The organism is Nonomuraea sp. NPDC050536 (assembly GCF_044457685.1).
Classification (GTDB): Bacteria; Actinomycetota; Actinomycetes; order Streptosporangiales; family Streptosporangiaceae; genus Nonomuraea.
The window spans coordinates 104,971-126,890 of record NZ_JBITHD010000021.1; the positions used below are offsets into that span (position 1 = coordinate 104,971).

A 21,920-nucleotide genomic window follows, 5' to 3' on the forward strand; every position below is an offset into this window, starting at 1 on the left:
CCGCGCATTAGGACTTGACAACCCTTCAACTCTATGAATCGCAATAGCCGACATGGCTAATGACCTGCAGGGGTGCGGATATGACCATGGATTGGGGCGGATAAGGTAGGCGCTGCCCATCTTGCACGTGCCACCCCAAGGAGAACCCTCCCGTGACCAGCCGTCGCTGGATCGCCGCCGCCGCCGTATTCATGGCAGCCCCCGTGCTCGCGGGCTGTGCGGCAGGGGCCGATGCCAACACCAACAAGCCGTACGCCCCCAACGAGGCAGCCGTCCTCATCGATCAGGGCAAATACGGCCAGCGCGGCATCGATATCCCGCAGGCGTTCATCCTTGGTCCCGACTCGGGTACCCAGCTCGCCTTCCGCGGCTCCGCTCCGATCTACCTGAACATCCTCAACACGGCCGGCGCCGCCGACACCCTCCAGGCGGTCAACGCCGGCGACCTCGGCACGGTCAAGGTCTCCACCCCGATCCAGCTGCCGAGCAACCAGCTCGTCAACACCGGCAAGCCCACCCCCCTGCTCCTGCTCGAGGGCATCCCGAAGGGCCTGCGGGGCGGCGAGAGCATCAAGCTGGACCTCCAGTTCGCCAACGCCGGCACGATCAGCCTGAACGTGCCCGTGGTCACGCGCAGCCGCGAGTTCAAGGACTACCCGCCGGCCCCCAACGCCACCACGGCCGCCACCCCCTCGGCCTCGGCGACGCCCTCGGCCACGACCACGCCGTAACCTCACGGCCCGCCCTGAGGCCGCCACAAGCGACGTAGGGCCTCGACCGCGCCCCCTCGGGCCCTCCGCGGGGCGCGCGGCCTCTGGAGCCACCTGAGGGCTCCAGAGCGAGGCCCACGACGCGGCAAAGACACGCAAAAGGGTCCGGTACGGCATGCCGTACCGGACCCTTTGTCGTCGGTCACTCCTCGACGGCGTCGAACTTGTAGCCCAGCCCGCGGACCGTGAGGATGCAGCGCGGGTTGGACGGGTCGGCCTCGATCTTCGCCCGGAGCCGCTTGACGTGGACGTCCAGCGTCTTGGTGTCGCCCACGTAGTCGGCGCCCCAGACGCGGTCGATGAGCTGGCCGCGGGTCAGCACCCGGCCGGCGTTGCGCAGCAGCACCTCGAGCAGCTCGAACTCCTTCAGTGGCAGCTGCACGTGGTCGCCGCGGACCGCCACGACGTGCCTGTCGACGTCCATCCGGACGGGACCGACCGTCAGCACCGAGGTGTCCAGCTCCTCAGGCGCGTCGCCCTGGCGGCGCAGCACGGCGCGGATGCGGGCGACCAGCTCGCGGGAGGAGAACGGCTTGGTCACGTAGTCGTCGGCGCCCAGCTCGAGCCCGACGACCTTGTCGATCTCGCTGTCCTTGGCCGTCAGCATGATGACGGGGACCTTGGAGCGCTGGCGGAGGGAGCGGCACACCTCGGTGCCGGGCAGGCCGGGCAGCATCAGGTCGAGCAGCACCAGGTCGGCGCCGCTGCGGTCGAAGGTGTCGAGCGCCTCGGGTCCGGTCGCCGCGACCGACACCTCGAAGCCCTCCTTGCGCAGCATGTAGGACAGGGCGTCGGAGAACGACTCCTCGTCCTCGACGACGAGTACTCGGGTCATGGGGCTGTCTCCAGGGGGATCGAGGGTGGTACTGCGATCGCCGTGCCGCCGAAGGCGGGCAGGCGAAGCGTGAAGGTGGAGCCGGATCCTTCCTTGCTCCAGACGGACACCTCTCCGGCGTGCGCGACGGCCACGTGCTTGACGATGGCCAGGCCGAGCCCGGTGCCGCCGGTCACGCGCGAGCGGGCCGCGTCGACGCGGAAGAAGCGCTCGAAGATCCGCTCCAGCGACTCCTCGGGGATGCCGATGCCCTGATCGCTGACGCTGATCTCGACCGAGTCGCCGGCCGGACGGATGCTGACGACCACGCGGGTGTGCTCGGGGCTGTAGGCGACGGCGTTGTCGATGAGGTTGCGCAGGGCGGTGACGAGCAGTTCGTCGTCGCCCCAGATGCGCAGCCCCTCGGTGCCGCCGGATACGAGGGTGATGTCCTTGGCCGCGGCCTTGGTGTTGCAGTGGTCGATGGCGTCGTTGACGGCCTCGTCGATGGCGACCTGGCCGGGGGTGGGGATGGGTTCGGCGCCCTGGATCCTGCTCAGCGTGATCAGGTCCTGGACCAGGTAGTTGAGCCGGGCCGCCTCGAGCTGCATGCGCCCGGCGAAGCGGGTGACCGCCTCGGGGTCGTCGGCGGCGTCCTGGATGGTCTCGGCCAGCAGGCTGAGCGCGCCCACCGGGGTCTTCAGCTCGTGGCTGACGTTGGCCACGAAGTCCCTGCGCACAGCCTCGACCCTGCGCCGCTCGGTCTGGTCCTCCGCGAGCACGAGCACCTGTCCGTGAGAGCCCAGCGGGGCCACGCGGACGGCGAAGTTGGTGGTCTCCTGGCCGAACTTGTGCCCGGCCACGTCGATCTCGCTCTCCCTGATCTCTCCGTCTCTGCGCACCTGCCTGGCAAGCGCAAGCAGCTCGGCGGCCATCAGCCGGTCGCCCTTCACCAGCCCGAACGCCCGAGCGGCCGAGCTGGCCCGCAGCACCCTGTCGTGCGCGTCGAGCACGACGGCGCTCGACGGCAGCACGGCCAGCACGGAGGCGACGCCCTGCGGGAGGGCGCCCGTCTCCGATTCGTTGGCGGATGCGGTGCGGCGGGGAGTCTCGATCTGATTCCGGTAGAACAGGATCGCCAGGGCCCCCACGACGAAGCCGGCCAGGGCCGCGAAGCTCGTGGCCATCTCACTCATGCCTCCGATGGTAGGTGGCCAACCCACAAGGCACAGACCTCTCACCAGGGGATGAACGGCCCTTTCCCGGAAAGTTCATCTCTCTGTAGGGGTTCGTTCATCGACAGGCACGTACGGTGACGGCATGCGCGACGCGTACCATGAAGAACTCGATTCCCTCACCGACAAGCTGGTGGAGATGACCAGGCTTGTCCGCTCGGCCATCTCCCGGGCGACCACCGCCCTGCTCGATGCCGACCTGCAACTCGCCGAGAGCGTCATCTCACGCGACGCCGAGGTGAACGCCACGTTCGAACAGATCGAGACGTCGATCTTCGAGCTGATGGCCCGCCAGCAGCCGGTCGCCGTCGACCTGCGGATGGTGATCACGGCGCTGCGCATGGGCACGGACCTGGAGCGCATGGGCGACCTGGCGGTGCACGTGGCCAAGGTGGCGCGGCTGCGTCACCCCGAGTCGGCGATCCCCGCCGAGGTGCGCTCCACGATCCTGGAGATGGGCCAGATCGCCGAGACCCTGGTCACCAAGGCGGGCAGCTGCGTCGCCTCGCGGGACGTGGAGTCTGCGCTGGAGCTTGAGCAGGACGACGACGCCATGGACAGGCTGCACAGGCGGCTGTTCAGGAACATCCTGTCCAAGGACTGGGAGCACGGCGTGGAGCCGGCCATCGACATCACGCTGATCGGCCGCTACTACGAGCGGTACGCCGACCACGCGGTCCGCGTGGCCGGCGACGTGGTCTACCTGGTGACGGGGTCGCGCCCCGGCTAACGGCCCTGGTTGGCGACGGCCTCGATGGCGGTCTTGGCCGCCTCGGGGTCGAGGTATTCGCTGGACAGCGGCCTGAAGTGGTCGTCGAGCTCGTAGCGCAGCGGGATACCCGTGGGGATGTTCAGCCCCGCGATGTCCTCGTCGGAGATGCCCTCCAGGTGCTTGACCAGCGCGCGCAGCGAGTTGCCGTGCGCCGCCACCAGGACGGTACGGCCGGCCGCGAGGTCGGGCACGATGGCGTCGTACCAGTACGGCAGCATGCGCTCCACGACGTCCTTCAGGCACTCCGTGCGCGGCATCAGCTCGGGTGGCAGGAGCGCGTAGCGGGGGTCGCCCGCTTGGGAGAACTCGTCGGTGTCGGCGATGGGCGGGGGCGGCACGTCGTAGGAGCGGCGCCACAGCATGAACTGCTCGTCGCCGTACTCCTCGCGCGTCTGCGCCTTGTTCTTGCCCTGCAGGGCTCCGTAGTGGCGCTCGTTGAGCCGCCACGAGCGGGTCACGGGCAGCCACATCAGGTCGGCCTCGGCCAGCGCCAGCTGGGCCGTCTGGATCGCCCTGGTCAGCAGGCTGGTGTGCACCACGTCGGGCCGCAGCCCCGCCTCCACCAGGAGCCTGCCGCCGCGGCGGGCCTCCTCCTCGCCCTTGGCCGAGAGGCTGACGTCCACCCATCCGGTGAACAGCCCCTTGGCGTTCCAGTCGCTCTCACCATGCCGCAGCAGTACCAAAGTCGCCATGCGGACAATCCTAGAGGCGGTCAGGGTCCGCGAAGTGGGCGAAGGCCTGGAGGTTCTTCAACGACTCGCCCCTGCTGGCCCGCCACTCCCACTCGCGCTTGATCGTCGAGGCGAAGCCCAGCTCGAGCGCCCTGTTGAACCACTCGTCCGAGTACGTCAGCACGCAGCCGAGCAGCCGGTCGACCTCGTCCTCCGTGACGGCCGCCAGCGGGAGGCGGCCCACCATGTACACGTCGCCCACGGGATCGAGGCAGAAGTGCACGCCGTACATGCCGCCGTTCTTGGACAGCAGGAAGCGGTAGAACTCGGCGTGGTTCTCGTCGGGCTGGCGGCAGAAGAAGGCCTCGACGAGCATGGCCCGCTCGCCGACGACGAGCCAGGTGGTGGTGGCGAGCTTGCGCCGGCCCGGCAGGGTCACCAGGAACGCGCCGGGGTGCACCTCCTCGAACGACACCTCGGACGCCTTCAGCGCCGCCTCGACCACATCCCGGGGGTCCACTTGGTCGTTCACCGCTCTTTACTCGATCGCCGGCACGGTTCCTTCCGCCCGTACAGCCTAGGAGCTGAGCGCGACGGGCAGCGGGTGGAGGTTGTCCTTGGCTCCGGTGTAGACCTCGACCAGGCGGGCGGCGGTGGCCTGCCAGCCGAAGGCGGCGGCGTGCGTGCGGGCGCCGGAGGACAGTCCGTCGCGCCAGCGCGGCGAGACGACGAAGCGGCGCAGCACGGCGGCCCAGTCGTGCGGGTCGTGGCCGTCCACGAGCACGCCGGAGACGCCGTCGGCCACGGCCGTGCGCAGCCCGCCCACGGCGGCCGCGGCCACCGGGGTGCCGCAGGCCTGGGATTCGAGCGCGACCAGGCCGAAGGATTCGCTGTAGGAGGGCACCACGGTCACGTCGGCGGCGCGGTACCAGTCGGCCAGTTCGTGCTGCGGAGCGGGCGGCACCAGCCGGACCACGTCGGAGATGCCCAGCTCGGCGGCCAGGTCGGTGAGGATGGAGGGCTGGGCGAGGCCGGTGCCCGAGGGGCCGCCGACGCAGGCCACGACCAGGCGGGAACGCAGCTCGGGGTCCTCGATGAGCATCCTGGAGGCGGCGCGCAGCAGCACGTCGGGGGCCTTGAGCGGCTGGATCCTGCCCACGAACAGCAGCAGGTGGGCGTCCTGCGGCAGGCCGAGCCTGCGGCGGGCGGAGCCGCGGGAGGCGGGCTGGAAGACGGTGAGGTTGACGCCAGGGTTCACCACGGCGACGCGGTCCTCGGGCGCGCCGTAGAGCTGGATGAGCTCTGCGGCCTCGTCCTCGGTGTTGGCGATCAGCCGGTCGGCGATCTCCACGACCTGTTCCTCGCCGATCACGCGCAGCTGCGGCTCCGGCTTGTCGCCCGCGGCGAGCAGCTGGTTCTTGACCTTGGCCATGGTGTGCATGCTGTGCACCAGGGGCACGCCCCAGCGTTCCTTGGCCAGCCAGCCGACCTGGCCGGACAGCCAGTAGTGGGAGTGGATGACGTCGTAGCGGCCGGGGTCGTACATGGCCTCGGTGCGCAGCACACCCGACAGGAACGCGCACAGCTGCCCGGGCATGTCGGCGCGGTCGAGCTCCTCGTACGGCCCGGCGGTCACGTGCCTGACCAGCACGCCGGGGGCGAGCTCTGCGACGGGAGGCAGGTCGCGGGCGGTCTGGCGGGTGAAGATCTCCACCTCGACGTCGAGCTGGGCGAGCCGCTTGGCCGTCTCGACGATGTAGACGTTCATCCCACCGGCGTCGCCCGTGCCAGGCTGGTCCAGCGGGGACGTGTGCATGCTGATCGTCGCGACCCGGTTTACCCGTCCACGCCTCACCCGACATCACCTCCAAGCGAGATACAACTGTCCACATCGATCCGACATTCCCGACATGAGACCACGACTCTGAGTCCGACAGGATGTGAACATGAAGAAAACGGCGGTTGTTACCGGTGCAAGCAGCGGGATCGGCGAGGCCACGGCCAGACGGCTGGCCGCTGAGGGCTACCAGGTGGTGGCGGGCGCCAGGCGGCGCGAGCGGCTGGACAAGCTGGCCGCGGAGGTGCCTGGAATCACCCCGGTCACGTTGGACGTCACCTCCCAGGAGTCCGTCGACTCGCTCAAGGCTTCTTTGACGCGCTGTGACGTGCTCGTGAACAACGCCGGCGGGGCGCTGGGCCTGGAGAGCGTGGCCGAGGGTCACGTGGAGGACTGGCAGCGGATGTACGACACGAACGTGCTCGGCTCTCTGCGGATGACCAGGGCGCTGACGCCCCTGCTGATCGAGTCGGGCGACGGGGTGCTGGTGATGCTCACCTCGACCGCCGGGCTGGTGTCCTATGAAGGCGGCGGCGGGTACTGCGCCGCCAAGCACGCCCAGACCGCGATGACCGAGACGCTCCGCCTGGAACTGGTCGGGCAGCCGATCCGGATCGTGGAGATCGCGCCGGGGATGGTCAGGAGCGAGGGCTTCGCGGTCACCAGGTTCCGCGGCGACGCCGAAGCGGCCCAGCGCGTCTACCAGGGCGTGCCCGACCCGCTGAGCTCGGACGACGTGGCCGACGCGATCGCCTGGTGCGTGACCAGGCCCGCGCATGTGAACATCGACCGCATCATCATGCGCCCGCGCGCGCAGGCCGCTCAGCACAAGGTTCACCGGATCACCTGAGCGCAGGGGCTCGGCAGGAGGCGCGACCATGAGAGCTGCCCGGCCGGTCGGGGCGATCACCCGGGGGACGACGGCGCACAACCGGCTGCGCCGCGCCGACCGGTGGATCGCCGCCGTCCACGGCCGCCTCCTGCGTACGGCCGAGCGGCCCCTGGTCGTGGATCTCGGCTACGGCGCCTCCCACATCACGACATTGGAGCTCTTCACCCGCCTTCGACTGATAAATCCGGACGTCGAGGTCGTGGGGCTGGAGATCCATCCCGACCGGGTCCGCGCCGCCAAGCCGTACGAAACCCAGGGCCTGAGCTTCGCCCTGGGCGGCTTCGAGCTGCCCGTGAGCAGGCCGCCGACCCTCGTCAGGGCCTTCAACGTGCTCAGGCAGTACGGCGAGGCCGAGGCGTGGACCTACTGGGATCTCCTGCGCGGGAAGCTGGCACGCGGGGGCGTGCTGGTGGAGGGCACCTGCTCGGAGGTGGGCAACAGGGCCGTCTGGGTGGGTCTGGACGGCGACGGGCCGCGGACGCTGACGTTCGCGGCCAGGTTCGACGCCTTCGAGCGGCCGTCGGACCTGGCCGACCGGCTGCCCAAGACGCTCATCCACCGCAACGTGCCGGGCGAGCCCATCCACGCCTTCCTGCGCGACTTCGACCGCGCATGGGCCACCGCCGCGCCGTACGGTGCGCACGGACGGCGGCAGCGGTGGCTGGCGGCCGTGGAGCGGCTGAGCGCCGCCTGGCCCATCCCTCAGCGCATGCCGCTGGGAGGCAGGAGCAGGTGGCGGCTCGGCGAGCTGACCGTCCCGTGGACGGCTATAGCAGGCCCCGATCGGTGAACGCCTTCGTGGCCACGGCCGCGGCGGCGTCGCCGTACAGGCGCTTGGCGGTGGCGACGGTCTGCTGGGCGGCGGCGCGGAAGGAGGTGTCCGTGGCGAAGCCGAACTGGGCCTCCACGATCAGCGTGCTCGCCTTGGTGTCGCCGAGCGCGCCGCGGATGTCCCACAGGGCCCTGGACCAGATCTCGCCGTCGGCATGCACCTCGCCGATGACGTCCTCGGGATAGTGCTTGGTGCCGTCGAGCCTGCGCAGGCAGTGCGGCGCGGCGGAGTAGGAGGTCGAGTCCCAGTCGGCGACGCACGCCTCGTCCGTCTTGGTGGGCACGCCGGTGGCCCAGCTGGTCACCGCGACGGCCAGGTAGTCGCCGAACGCCTCGCCGATCGAGCCCGACTCCAGGTTCGTGCCGAAGCCGGTGACCTGGCCGTCCTGGACGCTGTGGCCGTACTCGTGCACGATCACCTCGGCGTCCTCGGCGTCGTCCACGCCGCCCTTGCCCAGCGTGATGTTGGCCTTGTCGTCGCGGAAGAAGGAGTTGTCGCCGCCGTACTGGTCGATCCGCAGCTCGATCTGGCGCTGGTTGACCGGGCGGAGCTTCGAGCCGAAGCCGAGCGACTGCAGGTACTGCTGCGCCCTGGTGACCCAGTAGTAGCCCATGACCTGCTCGAACTGGTCGACGTCGCGGTGGTAGGCGGGGAAGGCGCCGCCGACGGCCTGGGCGGCCTTGCCCGTGGAGCTCTTGACCCTGACGTAACGGCCGGTCAGCGTGCCGGAGCCGTCGAGGTCGGTGAGCGTCACCCCGGTGTAGGCGGAGGCGAAGACGGGCAGATCGGCGTCCTTGGCGTCGGTGAGATTTTGGTCACCCAGCTGCTGGACGGGGTTGGGGTAGAAGACGGTGGCGGTGGCCGTGCTGCCCGCGGGGGAGGCCGCGCCGATCGTGGCGACAGCGGCCGTGAGGGCGAGTAAGTAACGCATCCGCAGATCGTCCACAGTGGCGCTCCGGGCGGCAAGCCACTGAGATGTCACGATTTCCTGTGAACGCCCGCGTGCCAGCTCGACGGCTTGTAGTACTACGCTGAAGCGTGTGAAGGGTCTTGGCGAGCTCGAGCGCAGCATCATGGACATCCTCTGGGCGGACAGCACCCCGCTGACCGCCCGCGAGGTCGGAAGACTCATCGAAGACCGCGACCTGGCTCCCACCACGGTCATGACCGTCCTGGACCGCCTGACCCGCAAGGGCTTCCTGCGTCGCACGCGCGATGGCCGGGCATGGCGCTACGAACCGGCGGAAACCCGCGATTCCTACATCGCCGAGCTTATGCTGGAAGCTCTGGAGATGACGGGCGACCGATCGGCCGCCCTGACCCGCTTCGCCCAGGCCGTTTCAGGCTCGGAGGCGGAGATCCTGCGTAAGGCCCTGACGGAGCTGGAGGAAGAGTGATCACGGCTGTGGCGCTGGCCGCGCTCGCCACCGCGTGCGCGATCGGCTCCTGGCGTTTCACCACCGCCCGCTGGACCTCCCGGGCACCCCGCCTGGCCATCACGCTGTGGCAGGCACTCGGCGTGGCCTGGGGGCTGGCCACCAGCGGCACTCTGCTGGCCTTCGCCGTCCAGCCCTACGACATGGGGCTCCTGCACGGCCTGATCTTCTTCGCCGACGGCCGCCCGCCGCAGCAGTCCTGGGACCTGCCGCACGTCCTGGCCATGATCGCCGGGATCACTCAGCTGGCGATGCTGGTCATCGTGACGGTCGCCGCGGGCGTCCAGACGCTGCGCGCACGGCGGCGCCACCGGATGCTGCTGCGGCTGATCTCGCACGACAACCCGGTCGTTCCCGGTGTGCGGGTGCTCGACCACCCGCGCGCCGCCGCCTACTGCGTGCCCGGCCTGCGTTCCCAGGTGGTGGTGAGCGAGGGCGCGCTGAAGCTGCTGTCGGAGGACGAGCTGTCGGCCGTCCTGGCGCACGAGGCCGCGCACGTGCGCGAGCGGCACGACCTGGTCCTGCTCCCGTTCGCCGCGCTGCGCCGCGCGCTGCCCTGGTCCAAGGTGGTCAGGGACGCGCACGCACAGGTCGAGCTGCTGGTCGAGATGGCCGCCGACGACCGCGCCCGCCGCTACTGCTCGCCGCGCCGCCTGGCCACCGCGCTGCTCAGGTTCGGTACGGCCGGCGCCATGCCCACCCCGCAGGGCATGCTCGGCGTCCACGCCCAGCACGTCATGGCCAGGGTGGACCGGCTGGTCAAGCCCGACCCGGACCTGGCGACGACCTCGCGCTACGGGCTGGTGACGCTCGTCGTGGCGCTGGTGCTGTCCGCTCCCCTGCTCTGGGTGGTCCCGCTGTAGCGCTTGCACTTGCTAGCTGCCCGTTTGCAATTGCAAGCACCATCGGGCAGACTATCGGGCATGGCACTACCCAAGGCCGGCTCGATCGGTGAGTACATCCGCGAGCAGCGGCAGCAGGCGAAGATCTCGCTGCGTCAGCTCGCCGCCGCGGCGGGGGTCTCCAACCCCTACCTGAGCCAGATCGAGCGTGGCCTGCGCAAGCCCAGCGCGGAGATCCTCAACCAGATCGCCAAGGGGCTGCACATGTCCGCGCAGGCGCTGTACGTGCAGGCGGGCCTCATCGAGGACCGCGAGCCGCCCAGCGACGTCATCACGGCGATCAGAGCCGACAGCCATCTCAGCGGGCGGCAACGCCAGGTGCTGATCGACATCTACGAGTCATTCCGCAAGGAGAGCCACGCCGGGGCCGGGCAGACCTCCCAGAATGCCGACCCCGTGCGTGACTCCGGTCCGGATGACGAGCAACCGCTGCCCGAGGACTATCTCGCCGCTCTTGAGCCCTTTTCGGCGAACTCGAGCAACGGCACCGCCAACCAGGAAACCAAGGAAGGTTAACCCATGACGCTCGCCACCGAGGTCAAGAAGCTCACCGAGTCCAAGCCGTTCTTCGCCGTGGCCGGCGCCGGCGACTACGCCGTGGAGAAGCTGCGCGAGCTGCCGAACCGCCTGCAGGAGCTCCAGTCGCGCCGCTCCGAGCTGGCCAAGGAACTGCCCGACAGGGCCCGCGCCGCCGCCGACAAGGCCGAGGTGCTGGCCAGGGAGTTCCCCGAGAAGGCCCGCGAGTACGCCGACCAGCTGTCGCACAAGGCGACCGAGGTCTACGAGGAGTTCGCCACCCGCGGCCGCAAGGTCGTCAGCAAGGCCTCCGGCGAGGCCGCGCACGAGCTCGAGCAGGTCTCCGAGGCCGCCGAGCCCACCCCTGCCCCTGCCCCCAGGAAGCGCACGACCAAGGCCGCCACGAAGGCCTGAGGTCACACGCGAAGGCCCGCCTCGATCGAGGCGGGCCTTCCGCGTTCATCGGGGTTCCCCACTAGGCTGGGGCCGTCGGCGCGGCGTTGGGAGCGAGCATGAGCATCATCAATGGTGGACTGAACCTTCTGTTCCTGCTGCTCTCCGTCGTCATCTTCGGCATGTCCGTCTACGCGCTGGTGCACGCGCTGCGCGTGCCCCCGGCCGCCTTCGTGGCCGCCGGGAAGCTGCAGAAGAACCTCTGGCTGGTCATCCTGGTGCTGGCGACGCTGTTCTCGGGGGCGGGCGCCTGGTCTTACTTCATCACGTTCCTGGCCTTCCAGGGGCAGGCGTTCATCGGGATCGGGCTCGGGTTCTTCTCGATCCTGGCCGTGATCGCCGCCGCTGTGTACATCGTCGACGTCAAGCCCGCCGTGAAGGGGATGGGCCGCGGGGGCAACAACGGCCCCTACGGCCCGTGGTGATCACTCGGCTCCCCGGTAGGCGTACTGCGCCGCGATGAACTTCCTCTTCAGCGCCGGGATCCGGTCGGTGACGGCGAAGAAGGCCCGGTTGACGGCCAGCATCAGCCGTCCGATCACGGGCTTGTGCAGGGCGTCGTCGCCGTTCATGCCGTTCTGGGCGAGGGAGTCCTTCACCCGGGCGAAGCCGTAGGGGACCATCTCCCGCTCGTAGGCGGTGATCGCCTCGACCACGGGCTTGCCGCTGGTCAGCTCCCTGCACAGCAGCATGGCGTCGCGCAGCGCGGTGTTGGCGCCGACCCCGCGGCCCGGCGTCATCGTGTGGATGGCGTCGCCGAGCAGCGTGATGTTGGTCGAGGGCCAGGGGTCGATCGGCACCGAGGTGCGGATGTTGATCGGGAAGCAGCTGCCCGGGTCTGACATGGTGATGAGCCGCCGCATGTTCGGCGCCCAGTCGCGGGTCATGTCCAGGGCCAGCTCGATGAGCTCCTCGCCGCGCAGCTCCATGACGTTGGCCGGGTACTTGTCGACCGAGGCTGAGAAGCCCCAGTTGATGTAGTCGCGGGTGTTGTCGTAGAGCAGGCCGGGCCACTTCTCGACCAGTTCGGCCTCGTTGCCGCCGATGCCGTCCTTGACCGCGCCGTCGCGGTCCCACTTGAACTCCATCACGTGCCAGATGCAGAACTTGCCGCGCGGCGCGAAGACCATCGACAGGCCCTCGAACACCTCACGGGGCAGCAGCGCCCTGGTCTCGTCGGTCACCGGGATCTTGGCCGACACGGCGATCACGCCGGAGTCCTTGACCTGGGCGTGCGGCAGGTACTGCCGGCGGACCCTGGAGTTGGTGCCGTCCGCGGCGACCAGCACGTCGCCGGTGGCCGAGGTGCCGTCGGCGAAGTACGCGGTGATGGTGCCGTCAGCGTTGCGCTCGTAGCTGGTGAACTCCTTGCCGTACTCCACCACGTCCTCCATGCCCGTGAGCAGCACCTGGCGCAGCGTCATCCGGGAGACCGAGCGCTCGCTGTTGACCGGGTCGTGGTCGTCCCTGAGCGGAAACGAGGCGGTGAACCTGCCGCGCTCGGTGAGCACGTTGAGGTACTTCGGCGCTCGCGCGCAGGTCGCCACGAAGGTGTCGAACAGCTCGGGCGGCAGGCATTCCTTCAGCGCCCGGTTGCCGGTCGGGTCGATGCCGACGCGGTAGCCGTACAGGCCGTCGGTGCGGCTGCGGTCACGCTCGTAGACCTTCACCGAGACTCCGGCCTTCTTGAGCCCGTGGGCCAGGCACATGCCGCCGGTGCCGGCGCCGATGATGATGACGTTCATGGGGACATCCAGTTCTCTTGGCTTTCAAGGCACTTTTATCTTGAAGGCCAAGAGACTTGAATGTCAAGAGATTCTGCCGAGCGCCTGCGCCAGCCAGCGAGCGATGCGGAGGTGGCCGGCGAACGTGGGATGCACGCCGTCGGGAAGCACGGTCTCCGCCGGCCTGCCGGTGACCCAGCGGCGCGCCAGCGGGTCGAGGAACGGCACGCCCTCCCGCGCGGCCACCTCCTTCAGCGCGTCGCGCACCCGGTAGACCTCGGGCGGGGCGCCCTCCAGCCAGATCGGGCCGACCATGACGATCCTGGTCCTCGGCCAGCGTCCCTTGACCTGCCAGACGAGCCTGGCCGCGGCCCGCCGTACCTGAAGCGCCGGCCAGCGGCGGTCGTTGTGGCCGCCCGAGAGGATCAGCACGTCGGGGGCCGGACGCCAGGACAGCTCGGCGTCGAAGGACTGCTGGAAGGTGCGCCCGACGCGTCCGTGGTTGAGGTAGCCCGTGCCGCCCGCGCCGGCGATGACCGGCTGCCAGCCGAGCATCCTGGCGGTCCGCGTGGCGTAGGTCTGCCAGGTGGGCACCGGGCCTGACCCGACCGTGAAGCTGTCGCCGACGACCATCATCACCGGCGTCGCCTTCTCGATGACGGGAGTACGGCGGGGCGGCGACGACTGCCCCGCCGCGCTGTTACATCCAGATGTAAGCGAACAAATCGCCAGCATTGCCGCGACCTGCGCCATCAAGGGTCGATGCGTCGGGAAGCGCATGGCTACCTCATGGCTCTAGGCTGCTGGTATGAGCACCGATCTCCACGGGCGAACGCAACGGCTCGAACTGTCCGACCAGAACCTGCGCTCCTTCGAGGCGGTCGTCCTGGACTCGACGCCCGAGGGGATCGTCTTGAGCAGGTCGGCATTCTATCCAGGCGGAGGCGGCCAGCCGGCGGATCACGGAGTTCTCCTCTGGCTCGGGGTGGAGACCCGGATCGTCGGCATACGCAAAGGCGACGATCTCTACCTGATTCCGGCGGAAGGCGACCCGGTGCCGCCCGTCGGCACCGTCGTCGAGGCGGCCGTCGAAGACGAGCGGCGCTCGGCACTCATGCGCACCCACTCGGGGCTCCACGTGCTGTGCGGGGTGGTCTTCCGCGACTACGGCTCGCTCGTCACGGGCGGCAACATGGAGCCGCTGTCGGCGCGCATGGACTTCAACATGCCGGAGGTGCCGCCGGGCTTCAAGGAGGCGGTGGAGGACGCCTGCAACGCCGAGATCCTCGCCGACCGGCGCATCGACGTGCGCGTGCTGCCGCGCAAGGAGGCCTTCGACATCCCCGACATCATCCGCACGGCCACCAACCTGGTCCCCGAGGAGGTGGAGGACGTGCGCATCGTGGACATCGTGGGCCTGGACACGCAGGCCGACGGCGGCACGCACGTGGCCTCCACCCGGCAGATCGGGCGCATCAAGGTCGCCAAGATCGAGAGCAAGGGCCGCGGCTTCCGCCGCCTCCGTATCGCGATCTCCGACTAGGCGCGGACGAGGCCGACGGCCCTGAGGTAGTGGGCCCAGTAGCCCTGCCAAGGGCCGTAGGTGGCGGCGATCTGGCGCGCCCTGCCCTCCGACAGCGGACCGTACACCGCGGAGGCGGACCTGAGCAGCTCCCTGTCGACGGGAGCCTCGTCCATCCTGCCGAGGCCGCGGATCAGGATGAAGTTCGCCGACCACGGGCCGATGCCCGGCAGGCTCTGGAGGAACTCCTTGACCTCGCCGTAGGGCGCGGTGCGCAGGTGGCGCTCGTCCGTCTCGGCCCACCGGCGCAGCGCCGCGTGCAGGCGCGCACCCTTGGTGGCGTTGCCGATGAGCGCGGTCAGCTCGTCCTGGCCGATCGACAGCAGCTGGTCCAGGTCGGGGAAGGCGTCCAGCTCGTTGCCGGCGTGGCCGACGAGTGCCTGCTTGGCCTTGGTCGCCACCGGCATCGGGACCCGCTGGCACAGGATCGCCCACACCAGGTTCTCCAGCGGGGACGGGAACTTGACCTGGTGGTAACCGTGCAGCGCGGCGACCACGGGCGCGAAGGCGGCATCGGCCCGCCCGAGCTCGTAGAACTCGGCCAGGTCGTCCTCCAGCCCCAGGTAGAAGCTCAGCCGATCGGCGGCCTCCGCCTCGGCGGCGGGCGTGGGCGGCGCGGCGTAGGAGACGTCCAGACCGCCCTCGGCCGCCTTCAGCGTGGCCACGACGGTCTGGCCGCCGGCCCGCAGCGCCTTGGTCAGGCTGTCGCCCTCCACCCGCTGCTCGCCCGAGGTGGGCGGGAACCCACGCAGGAAGCGCAGCGTGGCGTCGAAGTCGAAGGGCGCCTTGGCGGGAAGCGTCGTCACGGTACCGTCCTCCGGAGTGCGGTGATCATGGAGGAGCCGTCGGGGATCGAGGCGAAGAAGCCGGCGTCGGCCTTCTCGACCGTGGCCACGGCCCGCTCGGCGAGCTCCTGCCCGCGCTCGGTGAGGCGCAGCAGCCTGGCGCGCGTGTCGGCGGGATCGACCTCGCGCACGAGCAGCCCCTTGTCCTCCAGCTTGCGCAGCACCTGGGAGGTCATCTTCACGTCGGTCTCCGCGTGCCTGGCCACGCTGAGCTGGTTGGGCCGCTGCCCCTGCGCGTTCAGCCACCAGGTGCTGGCCAGCAACACGAACTGCACGTGCGTCAGGTCAAGCGGGGCCAGCACCGCGGTGATCTCGCGCTGCCAGCGCAGCGTGAGCCGCCACAGCAGGAATCCGGGACTGTCATCAGGGCTCATAGACACGCAGATTATCTGCGCGAAGACTAAATGTCCAGAACCAGCGTGATCGGGCCGTCGTTCAGCAGCGACACCTTCATGTCCGCGCCGAAGACGCCCGTCTCCACCTGCGCGCCCAGCGCCCGCAGCTCCTCCACCACGGCGTCGACCAGCGGCTCGGCCACCGGGCCTGGGGCCGCCGCCTGCCAGGTCGGGCGCCTGCCCTTGCGCGCGTCGCCGTACAGCGTGAACTGGCTGATCACCAGCAATGGGGCGGAGATGTCTGAGCAGGACTTCTCGCCGTCGAGGATCCGCAGGCCCCAGAGCTTGGCGGCCAGCTTCCTCGCCTCCGCCCGGGTGTCGGCGTGGGTGACGCCGACCAGGACGAGCAAACCCGGCCCGTCGATCGCGCCCACGATCTGACCTTCGACCTCTACGGATGCGGAACTCACCCGCTGCACTACGGCTCGCACGGCTCCCTAGAATAGGTCAAATGCCGCTGGTCGTAGAGGTTGTCCGTTCTGGGTTCGTGGAGTCCACCCACCAGGCCCGCATGCTCACCGTGGACGCCGCCGGTACTCCGGTGGAGGCGCACGGCGCGGTCCACGTGCCCGCCTCGCCGCGTTCGGCGATGAAGCCGCTGCAGGTGCTCGCCATGCTGCGCAACGGGCTCGACCTGGAGGGCGAACTGCTCGCGCTGGCCTGCGCCTCGCACTCGGGCGAGTCGTTCCACGTCGAGGGCGCCAGGAAGATCCTGGCCGGGGCAGGGCTGGACGAGTCTGCCCTGCTCTGCCCGGACGACTACCCCTTCGACCGGGCGGTCGCCGAACACGGGCGCGCGTACATGAACTGCTCCGGCAAGCACGCCGCCATGCTGGCCACCTGCGTGCTGAACGACTGGCCCACCGGCACCTACCTGGAGCCGGCGCACCCGCTGCAGCGCGCGATCAGGCAGACGGTGGAGGAGCTGACCGGCGAGCGCGTGGCGGCCTCCGGCGTGGACGGGTGCGGTGCGCCGCTGTTCTTCGTCTCGATGCTGGGCGTGACCAGGGCCTTCAGGCAGCTGGCCACGATGGAGGACCGGCGCGTGTTCGACGCGATGCGCGCACACCCCGAGTGGACCTCCGGCACCGACCGCTCCGAGGCGGACATGATGCGGGCCATCCCCGGGCTGATGGTGAAGGTGGGCGCCGAGGGCTTCGAGGCGTTCGCCTTCGAGGACGGCAGCGCCGGCACGGTCAAGGTCGAGGACGGCTCGATGCGGGCGCGGACCCCCGTCACCGTCGCGGCCCTGCGCTCGGTCGGCCTGGACGCGCCCGCCCTCGACGCCCTCGCCAAGCCGCCGCTGCACGGCGGCGGCAGGCCTGTCGGCGAGATCCGCCTGCGCCGCACCTAGCTCAGCAGCGCCGCGATCTCCTTCTGCCCCATGCGTACGGCGTGCTCGCGTGCCGTGACACCGTCGCGGTCGGCCAGCTCGCGATCGGCGCCCGCATCCAGCAGGAGCCGGACGATGCGCTGGTAGGGCTCGGACCCGTCGCCCAGGATGACCGCCTCCAGCAGTCCGGTCCAGCCCAGGTCGTTGACGTGGTCGACGTCGATGCCGGTTTTGAGCACCTCGCGCACGTAGTCGACGTGGCCGCGTTCGCAGGCGGGGATGAGCGACACGCCGCCGTAGCGGTTCCTGATGGTCAGGTCGGGGTTGGCGGGCAGCAGCGCCTTGAGCATCGCCACGCTGCCGGTCACGCCGGTCACCAGCCACGGGGTGTCGTGCTGGGCGTCCAGCGCGTTCGGGTCGGCACCGGCGGACACCAGGACCTGGGCGGCCTCCACGTGATCCGCGGCGGCGGCCAGCAGCAGCGGTGTCCGCTGCCTGGAGTCCCTGGCCTCCAGGTCGGCGCCCTCGGCTATCGCGTCCCGCACGGCGGCGGCGTCGCCGGTCGCGGCGGCTTGCAGCAGTTGTTGATCCAGCACCCTTGATCCTCTCACGCCGTCCATACACCCCGTCACCAGCGCGAACACCACCAGCCACCGCCACATTCCGCCTCCTGATCCCGTACGGCGAGCCCTGTGCATCAGGCTCGGCTTGATCTGGTACGGCGGGCCGCCGCCCCCGACCGTCGCACCACGCCTCGCCAACCCCGGCGCGGGTAAGCGCGGGCACCATGCCCTCGTGCCCCCGGGCACGCTCCAGGCGCCGGGTCGGCGAGACGTGGGTCGGCGAAAGGCGGCGCCCTGTACGGCGGGAGGCCGCGGCCGGGGTGCCACGACAACCAAGCGCCGTGACAGCGGGCAACCACCACCGACTCGCCGGAAGCGCCGGTCGCGGGCCCTCAGCCGGGGTGCGGCGGGCGGCCGGTGGCGGCAGCCCGCCGTACAGGATCAGGCTCGACGTACAGAGCCCGACGCCCGCCGTACAGGATCAAGAAAGCTGGCCGAGAGCGCGGAGGCCGGCCGCCGCCAGGGACTCGTCGATGTCGCCGCTGGGGGCTCCCCCGACGCCGATGCCGGCGATGGGCGCGCCACCCGAGGTCACCGGCACCCCGCCGGCCAGCAGCAGCGTGCCGGGGATCGCCGCGAGGGCCTGGTTCTTGGACAGCTCGCTCGTCGCCTTCCCGAACGAGACCGCGGTGAAGGCCTTGCGCCTGGCCGACTCCTCCGTCTGCGGCCCGGCGCCGTCGCCCTTGAGGATGAGGCGCGTGGCGCCCGAGCGGTCGACGATCGCCACGGTGACGCGCTGCTTCTGCTTGGCGGCCTCCTTCTGGACCGCGTCCGCGACCCGCAGGACGGCGTCGGTGGAGAGCTGGCTGGTCTGCACGACCGCCGGCTCGGAGGGAGCGGCCTGGGCGGCCTGCGTGGCCCCGCCGAGGATGGTCATGCCGGCGAGAGCGGCAGCGACGGCCGCGATGCGAATCTTCATGCCTCCCAGGTTGCCGCTGGTCAGCGGCCGGGCCATCGGGAGTGCGATCGAGGCGTGGGCGACAATCGAGTGACGGCGAAGTCAACCGATCGGTTGATGCGCCGCGTCCCCGAGGAGGGCAGCTTTACGGCAATGGAACGTGTCTGGCTGAACCGGGCCATGCACGCCGGGTTCTTCCTGCTGCTCGCGGCATCGGCCTCGCGCCTGGTGGTCCGCCATCCGATGGACACCCAGACCGTGGCCGCGCTGACCGACGCCGGGCTGCTGGCCGTGCTCTACGCCGCCGGGGTGGCGCTGTGGGAGCGGCTGGGACACCGGGGCAGGCTGGCCTGGCTCGCCGTGGTGCTGGTGTGCTGGCTGGTGCTGGTCGAGCTGGCGCCGTCGTTCGCCTGGTGCGCGATCCCGCTGCTGTTCGTGTGCCTGCGGCTGCTGCCGATCAGGGCCACGATCGCGGCGGCTGCCGTGCTGACGCTGGCGGTGATCATCGCGCAGATCAGCCTGGCGGACAGGTTCGACCCGAGCCTGGTGCTGGCGCCGATCGCGGTGGCGGCGATGACGGTGGTGATCTTCTGGGAGTTGCGGAGGGCGGGGATCATGCAGGAGCGCGAGCGGCTGTCCAGGGAGATCCACGACACGCTCGCCCAGGGCTTGACGAGCCAGCGGATGCTGCTGCAGGCGGCCGAGCGGGCGTGGGAGTCCGACCCGGCGAAGGCGCGGGAGTACCTCAGGACGGCCATCGAGGCGACCGGCGACAACCTGGAGGAGGCCCGCCGCTTCGTGCGCGACCTGGGGCCCGCCGCTCTGGCGCGCGGCTCGCTGGCCGACGCCATCAAGGCGATGAGCCCGGAGTTCCGCCTGGAGGGGCAGGAGTACCCGATCGATCCCGGGACGCAGGCCGTACTGCTGAGAGTGGCGCAGGGCGCGCTGGCCAACGCGCGCGAGCACGCGCACGCCAGCAGGGTGATCGTCACCCTGTCCTACCTGCCGGGCGAGGTGACGCTGGACGTCTACGACAACGGGGTCGGCATCACCGGCGATCACCAGCCGGGGCGCGGGTACGGCTTGCGCGGCATGCGTGACCGGCTCGCGGAGGTCGGCGGGACGCTGGCGGTGGAGAGTGTGCCGGGCGAGGGCACGGCGGTGGCGGCGAGGATTCCGGTATGAAGCTGTTCCTGGTAGACGACCATCCCGTGGTCAGGGCGGGGCTCAAGGCGCTGCTCGCGGGCGAGCCCGACCTGGAGATCGTCGGTGAGGCGGAGAACGCCGAGGACGCGGTCCGGCTGATCGCGCTGCGTGAGCCCGACGTGGTGCTGATGGACCTGCAACTCGGCGACGGCCCTGACGGCGTGCAGGTCACCAGGCAGGTGCGCGCGCTGGCGAGCGCGCCGCAGGTGCTGGTGCTGACCACGTACGAGACCGACGCCGACATCGTGCGCGCCATCGACGCCGGCGCCACCGGCTACGTGCTCAAGGCCTGCCCGCCGGACGAGCTCTTCCAGGCCATCAGGGCCGCCGCCAGGGGTGAGACCGCGCTCTCGCCCAGGGTGGCGACCCGGATGATGCGCCGCATGCGCGACCCCGGGCCCGCGCTGACCACCAGGGAGATCGAGATCCTGGAGCTGCTGGCCAGGGGCGCGGGCAACAAGGAGATCGCCAGGGCCCTGTTCATCACCGAGGCCACGGTCAAGACCCACCTCAACCACGTGTACGGCAAGCTGGGCGTGGACACGCGGACCGCGGCGGTCAGCAAGGCCATCGAGTCCGGATATATCCGGATCTAGAGGGTGCGGAACTGGCGGGTGGTCGAGATGGCCCCCGAGGTCGTCGTGGTGAAGGTCCGCATCGACCCGGCGAACTTGGACAGGTCCCACTCGGCCGGGCCGTGGTACCAGTACAGGTTGTCGGCCTGGTGCCCGTTCCCTGTGACCGAGGCGACCACCCGCGACCAGTGCTCCACCCCGTCGAAGATGACCGCGTAGGGCAGGTAGCGGGAGAACAGCTCCACCCTGTGCTGCTCGGGCACCTCGCCCAGGTCTCCGGAGAACAGGTACTCGCGGAAGCCCAGCGTGTGGGCCAGCGCCGCCGAGCCCTTGGCCGTCTTGGCCGGCATGTACTGCCCGCCCACGGCCAGCGCGCCGCCCGCGATGACCAGGGCCAGCCCGAGCAGGCCGTACGTGGTGAGCCAGGCCAGCGCGACGGTGGCCACCAGGCCGACGCCGATCAGGATGACGCCGATCGCCGTCCACCGGGTGCGCTCGGTGTCGGGGCGCCGGGCGAACCAGCCCTGGGAGACCACGTCGGCGTACAGCGCGTCGCGGACCTTGCCCAGGTGGCCGCCGAAGGAGCCGGACAGCTGCGACAGCAGCACCGCGTCCCGCCCTTCGAAGATGGCGTCGTAGAGCGCCTTCTCGTACGGCAGCAGCGCGAGGATCGACGCGTTCGGCAGGCGGACCAGCAGCCAGTCGGGCGCGTCGTAGGTCTGCCTGGGCTGCTCGTCGATGCGCAGGTAACCGCGCACGGCCAGGTCCACGATCGTCGCCGTCACGTCGACCACGTCGGCCTGCTCGTCCACGAGCGTGCCGATCTGCCCGGGACGCACCCCGTCGGGCGGGGCGAAGTGACCGTTCTGCACCGGGTTGATGGCGCCGCGCTCGCCCCCTGCCACCCGGGCGTCGCGTCCGCGCGTCCAGTACAGGATGAACAGCCCGCCGAGCAGCAGCACCAGCAGCGCGCCCAGCGCGCCGCCGGTGACCGTGTCGAGGGTGAACGCCGTGGTCAGGGAGAAGCGGTGCTCCAGGATCGGGGCGCCGCCGACGGAGCCCTTCGGGAAACCCACGATCACGGTCAGCGCGTGGCCTGGCGCCAGATAGTCCTGCTCGAAGTCGGCCTCGGTGGCCTCGTGGTCCATGCTGGCCGTGGTGCACCCCGTCGCGGAGCCGAGGTCGCCGGCGAAGCACGACAGGTTCTGCACCTGGCCCGGCCCCGTGACCTTGACGATGGCTTTCGCGACGGGCACCTTCCAGCCGCCCACCGCGTACCAGCGCAGTTCCTCGGTCGCGCCCGCGGGCGCGACGGCGCCCTTCACGTCGTACTCGACCGTGCCGGGGGCGGTGACGGTCAGCAGGTCGCCCTCGAGCTTGCCGCCCTTGACCCCGGAGACCTGGAAGACCCGGTCGTTGCCCTCGTCGTACCGGATCCGGGTGGTCAGGGTTCGCTGGAGCTGGCCGGTCCCCCCGACCTTCTCGATGACGTGCAGCGTGCCGCCCTTTCCGAGCTGCATGGTCACCTCGTCGGTGATGCCGGCCTCGGCCATGGCGGGGGTGGCGCTCAGCGCCAGGGCGGCGGCGCCCAAAACGGCCATAGCAAGCC

27 protein-coding genes are annotated in these 21,920 nt (G+C 70.3%); 13 read left to right on the forward strand and 14 right to left on the reverse strand.

Translation table 11 applies throughout. The features are described from left to right. Nucleotides 1-152 precede the first annotated feature (152 nt). A complete protein-coding gene (locus ACIBHX_RS41525) occupies nt 153-731 on the forward strand; it encodes a copper chaperone PCu(A)C (protein ID WP_397073122.1) in 579 nt (192 codons plus the stop codon). 181 nt (nt 732-912) lie between these two features. Here the strand turns inward: ACIBHX_RS41525 and ACIBHX_RS41530 are convergent, their stop codons facing one another. Further along, entirely contained in the window at nt 913-1,605 is a 693-nt protein-coding gene (locus tag ACIBHX_RS41530) for a winged helix-turn-helix domain-containing protein (protein ID WP_397073124.1), read from the reverse strand. Continuing rightward, nucleotides 1,602-2,771 (reverse strand): sensor histidine kinase, encoded by a 1,170-nt coding sequence (locus tag ACIBHX_RS41535; protein ID WP_397073235.1) that lies wholly within the window; start codon nt 2,769-2,771, stop codon nt 1,602-1,604. Before ACIBHX_RS41535 ends, ACIBHX_RS41530 begins: the two co-directional genes overlap by 4 nt. A 133-nt stretch (nt 2,772-2,904) precedes the next feature. Between ACIBHX_RS41535 and phoU the strand changes: the two genes are divergently transcribed. Continuing rightward, complete coding sequence (gene phoU, locus ACIBHX_RS41540; RefSeq protein ID WP_397073125.1) at nt 2,905-3,549, forward strand: phosphate signaling complex protein PhoU; 645 nt, start codon at nt 2,905-2,907, stop codon at nt 3,547-3,549. On the opposite strand, the gene ACIBHX_RS41545 is transcribed toward phoU, so the two are convergent. From ACIBHX_RS41545 to mshA, 3 genes are read right to left on the reverse strand one after another with little or no spacing between them, the layout of a single operon-like run. Continuing rightward, the gene (locus tag ACIBHX_RS41545; RefSeq protein WP_397073127.1) at nt 3,546-4,283 is read right to left on the reverse strand and encodes a phosphoglyceromutase; all 738 of its coding nucleotides are present in this window, start codon (nt 4,281-4,283) and stop codon (nt 3,546-3,548) included. The genes phoU and ACIBHX_RS41545 overlap by 4 nt on opposite strands. A 10-nt stretch (nt 4,284-4,293) precedes the next feature. Next, nucleotides 4,294-4,794 carry a YbjN domain-containing protein gene (locus ACIBHX_RS41550; protein ID WP_397073129.1) on the reverse strand — a complete coding sequence of 167 codons (501 nt, stop codon included), beginning with the start codon at nt 4,792-4,794 and terminating at the stop codon, nt 4,294-4,296. Between the two features lie 45 nt (nt 4,795-4,839). Then, on the reverse strand, nt 4,840-6,078 hold the full coding sequence (gene mshA, locus ACIBHX_RS41555; protein ID WP_397073236.1) for a D-inositol-3-phosphate glycosyltransferase: 1,239 nt from the start codon (nt 6,076-6,078) through the stop codon (nt 4,840-4,842). 130 nt (nt 6,079-6,208) lie between these two features. Between mshA and ACIBHX_RS41560 the strand changes: the two genes are divergently transcribed. Together ACIBHX_RS41560 and ACIBHX_RS41565 are read left to right on the forward strand one after the other, a co-directional pair. Beyond that, complete coding sequence (locus ACIBHX_RS41560; protein WP_397073131.1) at nt 6,209-6,949, forward strand: SDR family NAD(P)-dependent oxidoreductase; 741 nt, start codon at nt 6,209-6,211, stop codon at nt 6,947-6,949. 28 nt (nt 6,950-6,977) lie between these two features. Next, a complete protein-coding gene (locus tag ACIBHX_RS41565; RefSeq protein ID WP_397073133.1) occupies nt 6,978-7,781 on the forward strand; it encodes a class I SAM-dependent methyltransferase in 804 nt (267 codons plus the stop codon). Here the strand turns inward: ACIBHX_RS41565 and ACIBHX_RS41570 are convergent. Further along, a complete protein-coding gene (locus tag ACIBHX_RS41570; RefSeq protein ID WP_397073134.1) occupies nt 7,759-8,754 on the reverse strand; it encodes a M36 family metallopeptidase in 996 nt (331 codons plus the stop codon). The two genes, ACIBHX_RS41565 and ACIBHX_RS41570, sit on opposite strands and share 23 nt — an antisense overlap. Nucleotides 8,755-8,863: 109 nt before the next feature. Between ACIBHX_RS41570 and ACIBHX_RS41575 the strand changes: the two genes are divergently transcribed. The 5 genes from ACIBHX_RS41575 to ACIBHX_RS41595 all read left to right on the forward strand — a co-directional run bounded on the left by ACIBHX_RS41575 (nt 8,864) and on the right by ACIBHX_RS41595 (nt 11,555). Next, nucleotides 8,864-9,220: a BlaI/MecI/CopY family transcriptional regulator gene (locus ACIBHX_RS41575; RefSeq protein WP_397073136.1), complete on the forward strand. Its 357-nt coding sequence runs from the start codon at nt 8,864-8,866 to the stop codon at nt 9,218-9,220. Beyond that, nucleotides 9,217-10,122, forward strand: a complete 906-nt coding sequence (locus ACIBHX_RS41580; protein ID WP_397073138.1) for a M56 family metallopeptidase — start codon at nt 9,217-9,219, stop codon at nt 10,120-10,122. The genes ACIBHX_RS41575 and ACIBHX_RS41580 overlap by 4 nt, the downstream gene beginning before the upstream one ends. Before the next feature lie 60 nt (nt 10,123-10,182). After that, nucleotides 10,183-10,677, forward strand: coding sequence for a helix-turn-helix domain-containing protein (locus ACIBHX_RS41585; RefSeq protein ID WP_397073140.1), 495 nt, complete (start codon nt 10,183-10,185; stop codon nt 10,675-10,677). A 3-nt stretch (nt 10,678-10,680) separates the two neighbouring features. Further along, a complete protein-coding gene (locus tag ACIBHX_RS41590) occupies nt 10,681-11,091 on the forward strand; it encodes a hypothetical protein (protein WP_397073141.1) in 411 nt (136 codons plus the stop codon). A gap of 98 nt (nt 11,092-11,189) precedes the next feature. Continuing rightward, complete coding sequence (locus tag ACIBHX_RS41595; protein ID WP_397073143.1) at nt 11,190-11,555, forward strand: DUF2516 family protein; 366 nt, start codon at nt 11,190-11,192, stop codon at nt 11,553-11,555. Here the strand turns inward: ACIBHX_RS41595 and ACIBHX_RS41600 are convergent, their stop codons facing one another. Then, nucleotides 11,556-12,875, reverse strand: a complete 1,320-nt coding sequence (locus tag ACIBHX_RS41600; protein WP_397073145.1) for an FAD-dependent oxidoreductase — start codon at nt 12,873-12,875, stop codon at nt 11,556-11,558. A gap of 63 nt (nt 12,876-12,938) precedes the next feature. Further along, nucleotides 12,939-13,490, reverse strand: a complete 552-nt coding sequence (locus ACIBHX_RS41605; protein WP_397073237.1) for an SGNH/GDSL hydrolase family protein — start codon at nt 13,488-13,490, stop codon at nt 12,939-12,941. A gap of 172 nt (nt 13,491-13,662) precedes the next feature. Between ACIBHX_RS41605 and ACIBHX_RS41610 the strand changes: the two genes are divergently transcribed. Further along, a complete protein-coding gene (locus tag ACIBHX_RS41610; protein ID WP_397073146.1) occupies nt 13,663-14,397 on the forward strand; it encodes an alanyl-tRNA editing protein in 735 nt (244 codons plus the stop codon). Here ACIBHX_RS41610 and ACIBHX_RS41615 read toward each other — a convergent pair. Genes ACIBHX_RS41615 through dtd form a run of 3 tightly spaced genes read right to left on the reverse strand, consistent with a single transcriptional unit; the run spans nt 14,394 to nt 16,107 of the window. Beyond that, nucleotides 14,394-15,242, reverse strand: coding sequence for a DNA-3-methyladenine glycosylase family protein (locus tag ACIBHX_RS41615; protein ID WP_397073148.1), 849 nt, complete (start codon nt 15,240-15,242; stop codon nt 14,394-14,396). The two genes, ACIBHX_RS41610 and ACIBHX_RS41615, sit on opposite strands and share 4 nt — an antisense overlap. After that, a complete protein-coding gene (locus tag ACIBHX_RS41620) occupies nt 15,239-15,655 on the reverse strand; it encodes a MarR family winged helix-turn-helix transcriptional regulator (RefSeq protein WP_397073150.1) in 417 nt (138 codons plus the stop codon). The genes ACIBHX_RS41615 and ACIBHX_RS41620 overlap by 4 nt, the downstream gene beginning before the upstream one ends. Nucleotides 15,656-15,681: 26 nt before the next feature. After that, complete coding sequence (dtd, locus tag ACIBHX_RS41625) at nt 15,682-16,107, reverse strand: D-aminoacyl-tRNA deacylase (RefSeq protein WP_397073152.1); 426 nt, start codon at nt 16,105-16,107, stop codon at nt 15,682-15,684. A gap of 20 nt (nt 16,108-16,127) precedes the next feature. Between dtd and ACIBHX_RS41630 the strand changes: the two genes are divergently transcribed. Further along, nucleotides 16,128-17,030: an asparaginase gene (locus ACIBHX_RS41630; RefSeq protein ID WP_397073154.1), complete on the forward strand. Its 903-nt coding sequence runs from the start codon at nt 16,128-16,130 to the stop codon at nt 17,028-17,030. Here ACIBHX_RS41630 and ACIBHX_RS41635 read toward each other — a convergent pair. Both ACIBHX_RS41635 and ACIBHX_RS41640 read right to left on the reverse strand, forming a co-directional pair. Continuing rightward, nucleotides 17,027-17,605 carry an ankyrin repeat domain-containing protein gene (locus ACIBHX_RS41635; RefSeq protein WP_397073156.1) on the reverse strand — a complete coding sequence of 193 codons (579 nt, stop codon included), beginning with the start codon at nt 17,603-17,605 and terminating at the stop codon, nt 17,027-17,029. The genes ACIBHX_RS41630 and ACIBHX_RS41635 overlap by 4 nt on opposite strands. 448 nt (nt 17,606-18,053) lie before the next feature. Then, a complete protein-coding gene (locus ACIBHX_RS41640) occupies nt 18,054-18,551 on the reverse strand; it encodes a heme-binding protein (RefSeq protein ID WP_397073157.1) in 498 nt (165 codons plus the stop codon). A 132-nt stretch (nt 18,552-18,683) separates the two neighbouring features. Here ACIBHX_RS41640 and ACIBHX_RS41645 point away from each other — a divergent pair, with 132 nt between their 5' ends. Together ACIBHX_RS41645 and ACIBHX_RS41650 are read left to right on the forward strand one after the other, a co-directional pair. Next, on the forward strand, nt 18,684-19,715 hold the full coding sequence (locus ACIBHX_RS41645; protein WP_397073159.1) for a sensor histidine kinase: 1,032 nt from the start codon (nt 18,684-18,686) through the stop codon (nt 19,713-19,715). Then, the gene (locus ACIBHX_RS41650; protein ID WP_397073161.1) at nt 19,712-20,332 is read left to right on the forward strand and encodes a response regulator; all 621 of its coding nucleotides are present in this window, start codon (nt 19,712-19,714) and stop codon (nt 20,330-20,332) included. Before ACIBHX_RS41645 ends, ACIBHX_RS41650 begins: the two co-directional genes overlap by 4 nt. Here the strand turns inward: ACIBHX_RS41650 and ACIBHX_RS41655 are convergent. Beyond that, nucleotides 20,329-21,912 (reverse strand): DUF2207 domain-containing protein, encoded by a 1,584-nt coding sequence (locus ACIBHX_RS41655; protein WP_397073162.1) that lies wholly within the window; start codon nt 21,910-21,912, stop codon nt 20,329-20,331. The two genes, ACIBHX_RS41650 and ACIBHX_RS41655, sit on opposite strands and share 4 nt — an antisense overlap. Between the last annotated feature and the right edge of the window lie 8 nt (nt 21,913-21,920).

Excerpts from the sequence above, each read along its gene's own strand:
- ACIBHX_RS41530 (WP_397073124.1), bottom strand. The coding sequence starts at position 1,605 with ATGACCCGAGTACTCGTCGTCGAGGACGAGGAGTCGTTCTCCGACGCC.
- ACIBHX_RS41535 (WP_397073235.1), bottom strand. The coding sequence starts at position 2,771 with ATGGCCACGAGCTTCGCGGCCCTGGCCGGCTTCGTCGTGGGGGCCCTG.
- phoU (WP_397073125.1), top strand. The coding sequence starts at position 2,905 with ATGCGCGACGCGTACCATGAAGAACTCGATTCCCTCACCGACAAGCTG.
- ACIBHX_RS41545 (WP_397073127.1), bottom strand. The coding sequence starts at position 4,283 with ATGGCGACTTTGGTACTGCTGCGGCATGGTGAGAGCGACTGGAACGCC.
- mshA (WP_397073236.1), bottom strand. The coding sequence starts at position 6,078 with ATGCACACGTCCCCGCTGGACCAGCCTGGCACGGGCGACGCCGGTGGG.
- ACIBHX_RS41560 (WP_397073131.1), top strand. The coding sequence starts at position 6,209 with ATGAAGAAAACGGCGGTTGTTACCGGTGCAAGCAGCGGGATCGGCGAG.
- ACIBHX_RS41565 (WP_397073133.1), top strand. The coding sequence starts at position 6,978 with ATGAGAGCTGCCCGGCCGGTCGGGGCGATCACCCGGGGGACGACGGCG.
- ACIBHX_RS41570 (WP_397073134.1), bottom strand. The coding sequence starts at position 8,754 with ATGCGTTACTTACTCGCCCTCACGGCCGCTGTCGCCACGATCGGCGCG.
- ACIBHX_RS41585 (WP_397073140.1), top strand. The coding sequence starts at position 10,183 with ATGGCACTACCCAAGGCCGGCTCGATCGGTGAGTACATCCGCGAGCAG.
- ACIBHX_RS41590 (WP_397073141.1), top strand. The coding sequence starts at position 10,681 with ATGACGCTCGCCACCGAGGTCAAGAAGCTCACCGAGTCCAAGCCGTTC.
- ACIBHX_RS41595 (WP_397073143.1), top strand. The coding sequence starts at position 11,190 with ATGAGCATCATCAATGGTGGACTGAACCTTCTGTTCCTGCTGCTCTCC.
- ACIBHX_RS41600 (WP_397073145.1), bottom strand. The coding sequence starts at position 12,875 with ATGAACGTCATCATCATCGGCGCCGGCACCGGCGGCATGTGCCTGGCC.
- ACIBHX_RS41605 (WP_397073237.1), bottom strand. The coding sequence starts at position 13,490 with ATGATGGTCGTCGGCGACAGCTTCACGGTCGGGTCAGGCCCGGTGCCC.
- ACIBHX_RS41610 (WP_397073146.1), top strand. The coding sequence starts at position 13,663 with ATGAGCACCGATCTCCACGGGCGAACGCAACGGCTCGAACTGTCCGAC.
- ACIBHX_RS41620 (WP_397073150.1), bottom strand. The coding sequence starts at position 15,655 with ATGAGCCCTGATGACAGTCCCGGATTCCTGCTGTGGCGGCTCACGCTG.
- ACIBHX_RS41630 (WP_397073154.1), top strand. The coding sequence starts at position 16,128 with ATGCCGCTGGTCGTAGAGGTTGTCCGTTCTGGGTTCGTGGAGTCCACC.
- ACIBHX_RS41640 (WP_397073157.1), bottom strand. The coding sequence starts at position 18,551 with ATGAAGATTCGCATCGCGGCCGTCGCTGCCGCTCTCGCCGGCATGACC.
- ACIBHX_RS41645 (WP_397073159.1), top strand. The coding sequence starts at position 18,684 with ATGGAACGTGTCTGGCTGAACCGGGCCATGCACGCCGGGTTCTTCCTG.
- ACIBHX_RS41650 (WP_397073161.1), top strand. The coding sequence starts at position 19,712 with ATGAAGCTGTTCCTGGTAGACGACCATCCCGTGGTCAGGGCGGGGCTC.
- ACIBHX_RS41655 (WP_397073162.1), bottom strand. The coding sequence starts at position 21,912 with ATGGCCGTTTTGGGCGCCGCCGCCCTGGCGCTGAGCGCCACCCCCGCC.